Raw genomic sequence first — 14,089 nt, forward strand, 5'->3', positions numbered from 1 at the left:
AGAATGACGTTTGTACAATTTGTCGACGGCGCGGGCCGGCGCGGCCTGGCGATGCTGGATGACCAGGGAACCGCCCATCAGGTGGGCGTCGCCGACACCCTGCTGGACCTGGCCCACAAGGCGCTGGCCGCGCGATCGACCCTGGTCGAGACCGCGCGATCGGCGCTGGGCGAGCCGGTCGACATCGCCGCCGCCCTGGCCGAGGGCCGCGTGCTGGCGCCGATCGACCATCCGGATCCAGCGCACCTGTTCCTGACCGGCACCGGTCTGACGCACCTCGGCTCGGCCGAGGGACGCGACAAGATGCACAAGGCGGCTCAGTCAGGAGAACAGCTGACCGACTCCATGCGGATGTTCCTGATGGGCGTCGAAGGCGGCAAGCCCGCGCCCGGCCAGACCGGCGTGCAGCCTGAGTGGTTCTACAAGGGCGACGGCTCCCAGCTGGTCGGCCCCGGCCAGCCGCTGACCTCGCCCGGCTTCGCCCAGGACGGCGGCGAGGAACCCGAGATCGCCGGCGTCTATCTGATCGGTCCCGACGGTACGCCGCATCGGCTGGGTTTCTGCCTGGCCAACGAGTTCTCCGACCACGTGATCGAGCGTGGCAACTACCTGTGGCTGGCGCACTCCAAGCTGCGCAACGCGGCGCTCGGTCCCGAGCTGCTGCCTGGCGCCCTGCCCGCCGACGTGCGCGGGACCAGCCGTATCGTCCGCGACGGCGAGACCATCTGGGAAAAGCCCTTCCTGTCGGGCGAGGCGAACATGTCCCACGCCATCGCCAATCTCGAGCACCACCACTTCAAGTACGACCTTTTCCGCCGCCCCGGCGACGTGCACGTCCACTTCTTCGGCACCGCCACCCTCTCCTTCTCCGAGGGTTTCCAGACGCGGGAAGGCGATGTGTTCGAGATCGAGGCCGCGCCGTTCCGCTATCCGGTCAGCAACCCGCTGGCCCAGGCGGTCGAGCAACCCGTGACCGTGAAGGCGCTGTGACTCCGATCCGTCTCGCACTCGTCGGCCTGGGCAAGATCGCCCACGACCAGCACGCGCCGGCCATCGCCGCCGATCCGCGGTTCGAACTGGCCGCCGTGGTCAGCCGTCACGCCAGCCTCGACGGCGTCGCCCACTTCGCCAAGCTGGAGGACCTTTTGGCCGACGGCCTGGCGATCGACGCCGTGGCCCTGTGCACGCCGCCCCAGCCGCGCCACGCCCTGGCGCATCTGGCGCTGGCCGCCGGCAAGCACGTCATGCTTGAGAAGCCGCCCGGCGCGACGCTGAGCGAGGTCGAGGATCTGCGCCAGGTCGCGGCCGCCCGAGGCCTGACCCTGCAGGCGACCTGGCACTCGCGATACGCCGCCGCCGTAGAGCCCGCGCGCGTCTGGCTGGCCGAGCGGTCGATCAAGGCCGTGCGGATCAACTGGAAGGAAGACGTCCGCGTCTGGCATCCGGGCCAGGACTGGATATGGGAGGCCGGCGGCCTGGGCGTGTTCGACCCCGCCATCAACGCCCTGTCGATCGCGACGCGGGTCCTGCCCCGTCCCTTCTTCCTGTCGCGCGGCCTGCTGCACGTGCCGGCCAACCGCCAGTCGCCGATCCAGGCCGAGCTGGACTTCCGCGACACGGCCGGCGCGCCGATCCGCGTCGAGCTGGATTTCCTCCAGACCGGCCCGCAAAGCTGGGACATCGAGGTCGAAACCGACGCCGGCGCGCTGAAGCTGACGAACAGCGGCGCCAAGCTGTGGATCGACGGCAAGCTGCTGCACGAAGGACCCGACCGCGAATATCCGGGTCTCTATGACGCCTTCGCCCGGCTGATCGCCGACGGGGCCAGCGACGTGGACACCTCGCCGCTGCGCCATGTCGCCGACGCCTTCCTGTTGGCCGAGCGCGGCGTCGCGCCGGCCTTCGACTGGTAAGGCCGCGAGGCCTTACCAGTGTCGGGAACCGCTAGCGCTTCTCGAACGCCAGGTTGCGGCTGAAGAACGGCAGCACGTGATCCTGGAAACGGGTCGGCACGTCGCTGGTGTGGTCGCCGGGATAGATCTCGAAGCTGTTGGCCAGGCCATAGCGGTCCATCACCGCGTGAAGCTTGGCGGCGTCGTCCTTCAGCCCGTCCCGATCGCCGACATCGATGGCGATCGCCTTGTAGCGCTTCAGGGCGCCCACATATTGGTCGATGAAGGCCAGGGGCGCGTTGGCGGCCCATTTGGCCACCACGTCCGGCCTGGTCACGCCGTTCTCGACCGGCAGGTCCAGATAGAGCGGAGGCTTGGTAGGATTGGGCGACCAGGCCGCGGCCGTGGCCAGCTGGGCGCGCAGCCCCCAGGGCAGCTTGGCGGCGTCCTGCAGCGTCTTGACCTCGGCGAGCGCGGCCGCCGCGCCGGGAGGCGCCTGCGCCGGATCGCGCGGCGACAGGCAGCAGGGGCTCATCATGTAAAGCGCGCCGAACACGTCGGCATGGCGCATGCCGATCCGGCTGGCGCCGTATCCGCCCATCGAGTGGCCCACCAGGCCGCGGCTCTCGCGGCGGGCCAGGGTGCGGTAGTGCTGGTCGACATAGGCTACCAGGTCCCGGGACACGAAGGTCTCGAAGTCGCCCGTGGTCTGGGAGCTGGAATACATCGAGCCGTTGTGCACGGTCTTGCTGTCGGGCAGCACGACGATCACCTCGCCCGCGCCCTTGGCGAAGGCCCCCGCGATGGTCTGGGCCGCGTGGATCTCGCCGCTCCATTGCTCGGCGCCGATCGAATAACCGTGTAGCGCGTAGACCACGGGGTAGCGCCGCTTGGGATGGCTGGCATAGCCCGGCGGCAGGAACACCAGCACGTCACGGTCAGCGGTTTCACCCTCGAGATTGCCCTCGATCGCCGGCGAATGGACCTTGATGTGCTGGAGGGTGACGGGCCTGGCGCCCGCGACCGCCGGCGGCGCCTTGGTGGCCACCTGGGCCCGCGCCAGCGGCGCTGCGGACATCGCGATCGCCACGGCCCAGGCCAGCTTGGCCCAGCCATGGCCGCGCACGGCGGTGATGTTGGATCTCTTCATTCAAACCCTCCCTCTTCACTTTTGCGATCTTGCGTCGCGCACATTGTTAGCGTTACCATTTGTCCGTCTAAAAGATTTCGACGTCAACCGTTCCGGGTGGATTTTAGCCGCCTCTCGGAAGACGCCACCCCGCTCCATATCGAACGTTCAGGGGGAAAACTCGACGAGGACCGACGCCACGAAGATGGCGCGGCGCGTCGCGCCCAAAATTCAAAAAACACTGAGTAATTAGGGAGAAGATAATGCGATACGGGTTGATGCTGGGCGCGTGCCTGGCGGGATCGATGGCGATCACCACCATGACCTGCGCGGCGACGCCGGTCACGGTGACCATCGACGGCGCTCAGCGCGCCGCGGCGATCACCAAATACGAATACGGCATGTTCATCGAGCCGATCGGCGGACTGGTGGCCCGCACGCTGTGGGCCGAGATGCTGGACGACCGCAAGTTCTACTATCCCGTCGTCGCGCCGGCCCTCGATCAGCCCCCTCCCCTGAACGCCGAAGGTCGCCCCGGAGTGAGCTATCGCAAGTGGCGTCCGGTGGGCGCGGACGACGCGGTGACGATGGACAACGAGGCGCCCTATGTCGGGAAGCAGAGTCCCGTGGTCAGCGTGGACGCCACCACTCGCAAGGGCCTGTCGCAGGCCGGCATCGGCCTGGCGAGGGGCAAGCGCTACGACGGCTACCTGCAGTTGGCGGGCGATCCGGGCGCCAAGATCGAGGTGACCCTGATCTGGGGAGACGGTCCTGAAGCGCGCCAGACCGTGACCCTGCCGGCGCCGGGCGCGGACTGGAAACGCGTCGACTTCAGCTTCACCCCGACGACCGACGCCACCGACGCCCGCCTTGAGATTACCGGCCTGGGCTCGGGATCGTTCCGCGTCGGCGCTGCGTCGCTGATGCCTTCCGACAACGTCCGGGGCTGGCGCGCCGACACCACCGCCATAGCCCGATCGCTCAATTCGGGCATGTGGCGGCTGCCGGGCGGCAACTTCCTATCGGACTGGGATTGGCACAGCGCCATCGGGCCGCGCGACAAGCGACCGCCAATGTTCGACCACGCCTGGAGCGCGATGCAGCCCGACGACATCGGCATGGACGAGTGGATGGATCTGACCAGGATCATCGGCGTCGAGCCCTATGTCACCGTCAACGCCGGGCTGGGCGACGCCAATTCCGCGGCCGAGGAGGTCGAGTACCTCAACGGACCGCCGACCAGCGCCTGGGGCTCCCGTCGGGCCGCCAACGGCCATCCCGAGCCCTATGGCGTCAAGTTCTGGAACATCGGCAACGAGCCCTATGGCTGGTGGCAGATCGGCAAGACCTCGCTCGACTACTTCATGATCAAGCACAACGCCTTCGCCGAGGCGATGCGGGCGGTCGATCCGAGCATCACCCTGATCGGCTCCGGCGCCATGCCCGACCAGATGCATCCCAAGGACACCAAGGAGAACGCCTCCCTGGAGAGCATCGCCCCCAAGTTCGGGACCGAGTGGGACTGGACGGGCGGCCTCCTGGCCAAGGCCTGGGGCAATTTCGACGGCATCTCGGAGCACTGGTATGACCGCCCCGAGGCGCGGCCGGACGCGCCCAAGGACGCCGAACTGATCGAATACGCCCGCTCCCCCTCGAACCAGGTGCGGATGAAGGCCGAGGAGTGGAAGATCTACCAAAAGCGCTTCCCGGCGATGGAGACCAGGAAGATCTTCCTGTCGATCGACGAGTACGCCTATTTCGGCGAGGTCAATCTCAAGTCGGCCCTGGCCTACGCCATGGTGCTGCAGGAGATGCTGCGCCACACCGACTTCCTGACCATGGGCGCGTTCACGACCGGCGCCTCGACCATGGACATCACGCCCACGGACGCCAAGCTCAACACGACGGGCCTGATCTTCAAGCTGTATGGCGAGCGCTTCGGGACCGGCGTCACGCCGCTGGCCGTTCAGGGAAACGCCCCGCAACCGGCTCCGCGCTATCCCGTCGGCTTCGCTCATCCCCAGGTGCGGGCCGGCAGCCCCACCTACCCCCTCGACGTGATCGCCGGCGTGACGCCGGACGGCAAGGCTCTTAGGGTCGGGGTCGTCAACGCCACCTTCGACACCCAGGCCGTGAAGCTCGATCTGAAGGCGCTGAACGTTCGCGGCGCCGGACGGAAGTGGGTGCTGAGCGGTCCGGACCTCAAGGCCCAGAACAAGGTCGGGACTCCGGACGGCGTCACCGTCACGGAGAGCCCGGCCGCGGCTGCGTCCAAGGGCCTGTCGGTCTCGCCGACCTCGGTGACGATCTTCGAGTTTCCGATCGCACGGCGCTGACGCCGGCGGGTGCCGATCCTCAAGGGTCTGCGCCCTAGCCGCCGCGTAGCGCGCGCATGACCAGGGCCCGGACGCGGCCATAGGCGCTCTTGTCGAGCAGTCCATGACGCTCGACAGGAAGATGGGCCAGCGGATGACCGTCGGGGCGGAAGACGTAGTGGTCGAAGAACGCCCGCCAGGCCGCCCGCTCGGCCGGCGGGCGCTCGGCGATGGCGGTCATGGCCAGCATCATCGTCAGGTAGGGCGCATCTGGACCGATGGCCGCGGCGTCCCACCAGTAGTTGACCAGCATGTTGACGGGCTCCAGCGCCTCGACCTGATGCCACCACAGCTTGGGCAGGAACAGCGCGTCGCCGGGCTGAAGCTCGACCACCCAGGCGCGGACGGCGGCGCCCGCGAAGCGTGGGTAACGCGGATCATCGGCTGGCGCGCCGGCCGCCATGGCGATCGGCTGGCCGGCCAGGGTGTGGTCGATCGGCCCGACATAAAGATCGCCGACCGCATCGGGCGGATAGAGGGTGAAGCGTCGCCGCCCCGCCACGACGCAGGCGATATTGTCATAGGTGTCGTAGTGGCAGGCCACGCGGCCGGCATTGCCCAGCCACAAGCGCGGCCGGATCGCCGGCGCCAGCAGCGCGAGTCTGTTGTCCTCGCCAAAGCCTGGAACGTAGTCGTCCACAGGCAGCGACCCCATGTAGAGGCTGGCCAGCCCGGCGCCGGCAGCGGCCTTGCCCATGCGACCCAGCCCGTCGGCCAGGGTCATGGATACGCGGTCGAAATTGAACCCTTCCGGCCCGTCGCCATAGTCGTAGCGACCGGCGATGGCTGGTGGGCCGACGAACGCCTCGCCCATGCGGTCGGTCGCGAACCCCAGAAGATAGGCCACCAAGGCCGGCCACCCGCCGTTGGCGGCTTGCACCGCCGGCCAGGCTCGGCAAAGGCCCGGCAGCACGACCGGCTCACAACCGGCGGACAGCGCGGCGAAGGCCTCCGCTCCGCCGAGGGCGGGATCTCCCGGCTCTATCCGCCGAGGGCCCGGAGAGGGCGGCGGTCTCATGCGGCGAGCTTGTCGTTCCGCAGCTTGGCCAGGGCCGAGACCTGCCTGAGCGATCCGCTCATGGCGTAGATCAGCTGCAGGTCCCCGCGCCGGAAAAGCCGCAGCGCCGCCGCATCGTCCAGCTCGCTCAAGGTGTCTAGGCTGACGGTATAGAGCCCGTTCAGAGAGAGGTTCCGGCCGTCATCGAAGGAGAGATCGATGTCGATCGGCTCGACGAGCTTCAGCGCCAGGAGCCCCTGTATGAAGCGCTCACTCTCGGCCACGCCCGCCTGAAGCTGAGCCAGGACATGTTGCAGCCGGCGGGCGGCAGCGGTGGGCTCGCCTTGCGCGTCGAAGAGCGGCGCGCCTTTGTCGGCGACGAACCGGGGATGATCCCGGTCGACGGCGATCGCGCCGCCGTCGGTCAGAAAGACCCCCTGACGTTCGAGGTCCAGAGGTGTGAACGGGGCCTGAGTCGTCGTCCCCACGCCAACAAGGCTCTCGCCCGCCTCGAAGCCGAACATGGCGCCCGCGTAGAACTGACCCGTGTCGGCGTTCTTGGTCAGAAAGATGGGGCAGACGGCGGCGGCCGCGACGAATTCCGAAGGCACGATCTGGACGAAATGCGGACCGGCCGCCGGAAGTGGGCCAAGCCGCAGGCGGCCGTGATCCTGGGCGTTCAGCAACTGCATATCCATCGTTCCTCCCCGCCGCTCACCGTTTGATCGTAGCGGCTTTGGTTACCCCTAACGCGTCCAGCGACGGAGGTCTAACGCCACCATAATTACACCGACAAATAGATATTGATACCGGTACCTTTTCGGATTACCGTTCCCGCATAAGTATAAAAACGCATGCGGGAGGATGTGATGGGCTACCCACGCCACGCTTTGGCGAGACTCCCTCATACCCAGTGAATTCGCGACATTAGAACGCTCGCGGATAAGGCCGGCCATACGTGCCGGTAACAAGTCATCCCATGACACCTGGAGGGGGAAATGAAGCTATCCAATTTTTCTTATCAGAGTAAATCCGCGCGCGGATTGAGCGGCAGGCTCGCGCTTGTCGGCGCGTCGAGTCTGCTGGTCCTGACCCTCTGCGGCGCCGCCAACGCCACGGAAACCGCCGACGAGGTGATCTCGACGGCCTCGACCCTGGCCGCTCCGGCGGCGGAACAGGCCGGTGCGCCGCGGGCTTCCGATCAAAGCGTGGTCGAGGAAGTCATCGTCACGGGCCTGCGCGGCTCGCTGCAACGCAACCTCGACATCAAGCGCAGTTCAGCCGGCGTTGTCGACGCCATCTCGGCCGAGGACATCGGCAAGTTCCCCGACTCGAACGTGGCCGCCTCGCTGCAGCGGCTACCGGGCGTGTCGATCCAGCGTTCCGGTTCCCGCGGCGAGCCACAGGGCATCACGGTCCGCGGCTTTGGCGGCGACTTCAACGAGACCCTGTACGACGGCCGCCGGATCTCGACGGCGACCGGCGGTCGCTCGGTCGATTTCAGCACCGTCGGCGCGGACTTCGTGGGCGGCCTGAGCGTCCTCAAGACACCTGACGTGTCGCTGTCGAGCAGCTCGATCGGCGCCACGGTCAACGTCTCCTTCCCCAAGCCCTTCGACCATCCGGGTCCCCGCATGGCCCTGAGCGCGTCGGGTTCGGTGCAGGACGACGCCGGCAAGTTCGTGCCCACGGTCGGCGCGCTGTTCAGCGACACGTTCGCCGACAACAAGTTCGGGGTGCTGGTCGACGCGATGTACACGCGCCACGACACCCAGACCAACCGCGTCTATGTCAGCGGCTGGCCGGGCGGCTACTACGCGCCGTGCCAGCTGACGGCGGCGTGCACTCCCGCTCAGCTGTCCGCCGGCAAGACGGTCCTGGGCTGGTTCGAACAGCAGGCCGGCGCCACCCAGATCTACACCAAGGACGAGCGTCTCGACGGCCGCATCGCCCTGCAATGGGCGCCGGTCGAGGGCGTGACGGTCACCCTGGACGACAACTATTCGCGCCAGAACATCCGCGCGGACAATTTCGGCTACGGCATCTGGTTCAACCAGGACGGCCTCCGGAACGTCAAGCTTGACCAGAACGGAACGACGGTCGACTTCACCCAGGCCGGCTCGCAGACCGACTTCACGGCCGGCACCGATCGTTCGATCCTGCGGACGAACCAGACGGGCCTGAACCTGCAGTGGGAAGTCTCCGAGAACCTGAAGTTCGAGGGTGACGCCAGCTACGCCAAGAGCTGGCTGAACCCGGGCGGCGAGATCAGCAGCGACGGCGCCGACGTCGGCTACGGCTTCGGCATCGGTCCAGCCCTGGGCATCAGCATCGGCGGCGGCAGCGACAATACGCTGCCGGTCCTGTACGGCTACGGCCCTAACGGCGACGGCTCCCGGTGGGCGGACACCTCGGTGATCGGCTCTCACGTGACGGTGCGCCAGGCCCAGCAGAACACGGACGTCGTCAAGCAACTGCGCTTCGCCGGGTCTTGGGAACAGGACGGCTTCAAGATCAAGGCCGGCGGCACCTATCTGGAAGACCACTACAAGTTCCAGCAAAGCAACACGTTCGTGAACAACTTCTGGCAGGCCTACCCCGGCTATGGCCCGGCGTCCGGCCCGAACGGCGGGGTCATGGTTCCCGCCAGCCTGTTCACCGAGAAGGTCAGCACCAAGAACTTCATTCCCGGCTTCGACGGCGCCCTGCCGCCCTACCTGCTGAAGTTCGACGCTCATGAGTACCAGAAGTTCCTGAGCGGCCTGGGCAATCCGCAAGCCAAGAACATCCCCGGCTTCAACTACAGCGGCAGCGGCGTCGGAACCCAGTTCACCGGCGCGTTCGATCTGGCGCTGGACAACGGCAGCATCCGCGACATCACCGAAAAGACCTGGTCGCTGTTCGTGAAGGCCAATTTCGACGTCGACGTGGCCGGCATGCCGTTCCACTTCAACGCCGGGGTGCGCGAGGAGAACACTCACGTCACCTCGGCCGGCTTCGGCCAGGTGCCAACCGCGATCACGCGCAGCGCCGGGGACCCCACCCTGCTGACCGTGTCGCTGAGCGCGCCTCAGAGCGTGTCGACCAAGAGCAACTACTCGTACCTGCTGCCCAGCCTCGACATGAAGCTGGAGCTGACCGAAAGCATCCACCTGCGTCTGGACGCCTCGCGCACCCTGACCAGACCGAGCCTAAATCTGCTGACCCCCGTGGCCAGCGTGGGCACAGGTCAGCGCGTCGGCGCCCTCACGGCCAGCGGCGGCAGCCCGTCGCTCAAGCCTTACCTGGCCGACAACTTCGACGCCGCGGTCGAGTGGTACTACAAGCCCAACTCGTACGCGGCGGTGAACTTCTTCATCAAGGACGTCAGCAACTTCATCGTCGGCGGCACGACGCGGCAGACGATCAACGGCGTGGTTGACCCCACGACCGGCCAGCCGGCGGTGTTCAGCGTCACCCAGCAGGTGAACGGACCCGAGGCGACCGTGCGCGGGGTGGAACTGGCCTGGCAGCATGTGTTCGGCGACAGCGGCTTCGGCTTCAACGCCAACGCCACCTTCGTCGACACCAACAAGCCCTACGATCCCAAGGACATCTCCCAGAGCGGCTTCGCGATCACGGGCCTGGCCAACTCGGCCAACCTCGTGGCCTTCTATGACAAGAACGGTCTGGAGGCCCGCGTGGCGGTCAACTACCGCAAGGAGTATCTGCGCGGCTTCGGCCAGAACCAGAACACTGGCGCGTTCGGCTCCGAGCCGACCTTCGAGAACCCGAACCTGCAGATCGACTTCAGCACCAGCTACGCGATCACCAAGCAGATCACCGGCTTCTTCGAGGCGCTCAACCTGACCAACGAAGTCCAGAGCACGCACGGGCGGTTCGACAACCAGCTGCTTGACGTGTTCGCCTACGGCCGCCGCTACACGGCCGGGGTTCGCTTCCGCTTCTAGTATTCCCCTCCCCTAGACTGGGAACGCCGAGCCGTCGTTCCCAGTCGCTTTTTCTTCGATAGGCCATGGTCCGTCCCGTCAAGAATATCGTCATCGTCGGCGGCGGGACCGCGGGCTGGCTGACCGCCGGCGTGATCGCCGCCAAGCATCGCGCCCGGCGGGCCACCGGCTTCACGGTGACCCTGGTAGAGTCGCCGACAACGCCGATCATCGGCGTCGGTGAAGGCACCTGGCCGACCCTGCGGACGACCCTGGCCAAGATCGGGGTTTCCGAAACCGACTTCTTCCGCGAGTGCGACGCCGCGTTCAAACAGGGCGCAAAGTTCGCGCGCTGGACCACGGGCGAGCCCGACGACGCCTACTACCACCCGCTGGTGCTGCCCCAGAGCTTCGGGCAGATCAATCTGGCCCCTCACTGGCTGGCTGGCGACGCGTCCGGCAGCTTCTGCGACGCGGTCTGTCCGCAGGGCCGCCTCTGCGACGAGGGCTTGGCGCCAAAGACCATCACCGCCCCGCCCTATCAGGGCGCGGCCAACTACGCCTATCACCTGGACGCGGGCAAGTTCGCGCCGTTCCTGCAACGCCACTGCTGCGAGACGCTGGGCGTGCGCCACGTCCTGGCCGACGTGCGCGGCGTGGCCCTGGCCGAGGACGGCGACATCCGCGCCGTGGTCACCGAACAGGCCGGCGAGATCGAGGGCGATCTCTTCGTGGACTGCACCGGCTTCCGGTCGCTGCTGCTGGGCGAAACCCTGGGCGTGAAGTTCCGCGACTGCGGCGACGTGCTGTTCTGCGACACCGCCCTGGCCGTCCAGATCCCGTACGAGCGTCCCGACAGCCCCATCGCCACCCACACGATGTCCACGGCGCAATCGGCCGGCTGGATCTGGGACATCGGCCTGCCGACCCGCCGGGGGACCGGCCACGTCTATTCCAGTCGCCACATCTCCGACGACGAGGCCGAGCGCGAGCTGCGGGCCTATCTCGGTCCGGCCGGCAAGGACCTGCCGGTCCGCAAGATCACCATCCGTTCGGGTCACCGCGAAACCTTCTGGAAGCGCAACTGCGTGGCCGTGGGCCTGGCGGCGGGCTTCCTGGAGCCGCTGGAAGCCTCGGCCATCGTGCTGATCGAGCTGTCGGCCAAGCTCATCGCCGAGCAGATGCCCGCCTGCCGTGAAGTCATGGACATCGTCGCCGCCCGCTTCAACGCCACGACCCACTACCGCTGGGGCAGGATCATCGACTTCCTCAAGCTGCACTACGTGCTCAGCCAGAGGACCGACACCGCCTTCTGGCGCGACAACCGCGACCCGGCGACCATTCCCGAGCGCCTGTCGGACCTGCTGCTACTATGGCGTCACCAGCCGCCATGGCTGCATGAGGAGTTCGACCGGGCCGACGAGGTGTTCCCCTCGGCCAGCTATCAGTATGTGCTCTACGGCATGGGCTTCCGCACGGAGGTCGAGGCCGCCGCGCTCGCCGATGAAGCGGCGCTGGCCCAGCGCGCCCTGCGCGAGAACGCCCTGCAGAGCGATCGCCTGCTGTCCAGCCTGCCGAAACACCGCGACCTCATCCGCAAGATCGTCGAACACGGCCTGCAGCCGGTATGACGCGCGACACATGGCCTTTCCGTCGCGGTCGCGCGGCCGTTCTGCTGTTTCTCGTCCTGGCGACGAGCTCGGCCCACGGCGCGCAGCTACCGCTGGCGCCCAAGATCCCCGTCATCACGGCCGCCGACCGCCCCAACTCCGAAAAGGCGTTCTCGTCGGTCGAGATCCACGAACGCCCCGCGCCCGTCCCCGTCATCTTCGAGGTCGCCCCCGGCGGCTCGGATAGCGCCGACGGCGCGCCCGGCCGTCCCTTCGCGACCCTGGACCGAGCCCAGGCCGCGGTGCGGTCGGTCAATAAGACCCACGCGGTCACGGTGCGGCTCGCGGACGGGGTCTATCGCCTCGCCAAGCCGCTTCGCTTCGCGGTCGAGGACGGCGGCCAGGATGGCTTTGTCGTGCGCTGGGAAGCGGCCAGGGGCGCGCGGCCTATCCTCTCGGGCGGCCAGCCAGTCGAAGGCTGGCGCCGAGCGGACGCAGCGCGCGACATCTGGGTGGCCGACATTCCGCGCGGCGCCGATCCGCGCCAGATCTGGGTCAATGATCGGCTGGCGCATCGCGCGGCGGTCGAGGCGCCCCGCGAGGCCTTCGCCTTCCACGACTGGGGCATACAGATCGTCGATCCTGCCTGGCGCTTTCTCGCCGACCTGCCCGACCAGGCCCGGCTGGAGGTCGAGAATACCGGCTTCTTCACCGACCGCCGCGCCCGGGTCGAGCGCATCCAAGGCGACCGCATCATCCTGGCCCAGCCGGGCTGGCGCAACAACCTGATCGGCTACGACACCTTCGCCCGTCCGGTGTCGGGGGATCGCGCGCGCTTCTTCATCGGCAACGCCCTTGCTTTCGTGCGAGCCGGCGGCGACTGGTGGGCCGATCCCACCCAAGGCAAGCTCTACTACAAGCCGCGCGGCGGCGAGGCCATGGCCTCCAGCCGGGTGGTCATGCCGCGCCTGAAAGCCCTGGTCTCCATCGCCGGACGTCCGGGCCAGCCCGTGCGCGACCTGCAGTTCGCCGGCATCGCCTTCCAGCATACCAGCTGGCTTGGCCCTTCCAGCGCCGAGGGCTACGCCAGCCAGCAGAGCGGCGCCTTCCTGTCCGGCCAGGTCCCGGACTATCCCAGCGATCCGATCCGCGACTGCAGTTGGGGATGCTGGGCCTTCGAGGGAATGCGGAACCAATGGCGCCAGCAGCCAGCGGCTGTTCAGGTCGCCGCGGCCGCGCGCATCGTCTTCGAGGACGCCGAATTCGCTCACCTTGGCCAGATCGCCCTGGGCATCGGCAACGACGCCAGCGCCAATCTGAGCGGCGCGGGCCTGGAAACGCGCTCGATCGAGGTGGTCCGCGGGCGCTTCCACGACCTGGCCGGCGGCGCGATCATGGTCGGTGGTGTCTCGCCCGAAGCGCACCACCCGGCGCGACCGGAACAGGCCGTGCGCGACATCATCATCCGCGACAACACCCTCCAAGGCGTCTCGCAGGTCTATCGAGAACAGGCCGCGATCCTCGTGACCTACGCGACCGCCGCCGTGATCCTGCACAACGAGGTCTCGGACGCGCCCTATGACGGCATCGACGTCGGCTGGGGCTGGGGCGTCAACGACCCTGGCGGCAACACCGCCTATATGAGCCTGCGTCGCGGCTACTACGACCAGCCCGGCAACCGCGTCTACGACACGCCGACCATCCTGCGCGACACGGTAATCGTCGGCAATCGCGTGCACGGAGTGAAGCGATGGTTCCCCGACGGCGGCGCCATCTACCACCTGTCGGCCGACCCCGGCGCCCTGATCGCGGAGAACCACGTCTACGACGTGCCCGGCGGCATCGGCGTCTATCTGGACGAAGGGTCGCGATACGTCACCGTGCGCGACAACGTCTTCGACGGCCTTGGTCTTTGGGTCAATCTGAACGCGCTGGACGGCGCCTATCCGCGCCGCACGGCGGCGGACAATGTCGCGCGCGGCAACTGGCACAGTGGTGGAAAGGCCAACGGATCCTGGTCCGACTACGCCAACAATCGCCTGATCGACAATGTCCCCGTCGAGGGGCAGGCCTGGCCCGCGCCCGCCCGCGAGGTCATCGCGCGCGCCGGTCCTCGCCCCGCCAAACCCTGAACACAGCCTGGACGCCCATCATGAG

Annotated in this window: 9 protein-coding genes; 6 read left to right on the forward strand and 3 right to left on the reverse strand. The window is 67.6% G+C overall.

Annotated elements, in window-relative coordinates; genetic code table 11:
* Positions 1–3 precede the first annotated feature (3 nt).
* Positions 4–990 carry an AraD1 family protein gene (araD1, locus tag ACW175_RS17490; protein WP_492101275.1) on the forward strand — a complete coding sequence of 329 codons (987 nt, stop codon included), beginning with the start codon at positions 4–6 and terminating at the stop codon, positions 988–990.
* Positions 987–1,913 carry a Gfo/Idh/MocA family protein gene (locus ACW175_RS17495; RefSeq protein ID WP_492101276.1) on the forward strand — a complete coding sequence of 309 codons (927 nt, stop codon included), beginning with the start codon at positions 987–989 and terminating at the stop codon, positions 1,911–1,913. The genes araD1 and ACW175_RS17495 overlap by 4 nt, the downstream gene beginning before the upstream one ends.
* Before the next feature lie 31 nt (positions 1,914–1,944).
* On the opposite strand, the gene ACW175_RS17500 is transcribed toward ACW175_RS17495, so the two are convergent.
* Positions 1,945–2,970, reverse strand: a complete 1,026-nt coding sequence (locus tag ACW175_RS17500; RefSeq protein ID WP_492104991.1) for an alpha/beta hydrolase — start codon at positions 2,968–2,970, stop codon at positions 1,945–1,947.
* Positions 2,971–3,284: 314 nt separating this feature from the next.
* Here ACW175_RS17500 and ACW175_RS17505 point away from each other — a divergent pair, with 314 nt between their 5' ends.
* On the forward strand, positions 3,285–5,357 hold the full coding sequence (locus ACW175_RS17505; protein WP_492101277.1) for an alpha-L-arabinofuranosidase family protein: 2,073 nt from the start codon (positions 3,285–3,287) through the stop codon (positions 5,355–5,357).
* Between the two features lie 34 nt (positions 5,358–5,391).
* Here ACW175_RS17505 and ACW175_RS17510 read toward each other — a convergent pair whose 3' ends face one another.
* Together ACW175_RS17510 and ACW175_RS17515 are read right to left on the reverse strand one after the other, a co-directional pair.
* Positions 5,392–6,414 (reverse strand): cupin-like domain-containing protein, encoded by a 1,023-nt coding sequence (locus ACW175_RS17510; RefSeq protein WP_492101278.1) that lies wholly within the window; start codon positions 6,412–6,414, stop codon positions 5,392–5,394.
* On the reverse strand, positions 6,411–7,091 hold the full coding sequence (locus ACW175_RS17515; protein ID WP_492101279.1) for a SapC family protein: 681 nt from the start codon (positions 7,089–7,091) through the stop codon (positions 6,411–6,413). The genes ACW175_RS17510 and ACW175_RS17515 overlap by 4 nt, the downstream gene beginning before the upstream one ends.
* A gap of 345 nt (positions 7,092–7,436) precedes the next feature.
* Between ACW175_RS17515 and ACW175_RS17520 the strand changes: the two genes are divergently transcribed.
* The 3 genes from ACW175_RS17520 to ACW175_RS17530 all read left to right on the forward strand — a co-directional run bounded on the left by ACW175_RS17520 (position 7,437) and on the right by ACW175_RS17530 (position 14,064).
* Positions 7,437–10,343: a TonB-dependent receptor gene (locus ACW175_RS17520; RefSeq protein ID WP_492101280.1), complete on the forward strand. Its 2,907-nt coding sequence runs from the start codon at positions 7,437–7,439 to the stop codon at positions 10,341–10,343.
* Between the two features lie 65 nt (positions 10,344–10,408).
* Complete coding sequence (locus ACW175_RS17525; RefSeq protein WP_492101281.1) at positions 10,409–11,953, forward strand: tryptophan halogenase family protein; 1,545 nt, start codon at positions 10,409–10,411, stop codon at positions 11,951–11,953.
* On the forward strand, positions 11,950–14,064 hold the full coding sequence (locus ACW175_RS17530) for a right-handed parallel beta-helix repeat-containing protein (protein ID WP_492101282.1): 2,115 nt from the start codon (positions 11,950–11,952) through the stop codon (positions 14,062–14,064). Before ACW175_RS17525 ends, ACW175_RS17530 begins: the two co-directional genes overlap by 4 nt.
* The last annotated feature ends 25 nt before the right edge of the window (positions 14,065–14,089 follow it).

The organism is Caulobacter sp. FV1ye6ST, from assembly GCF_058681225.1.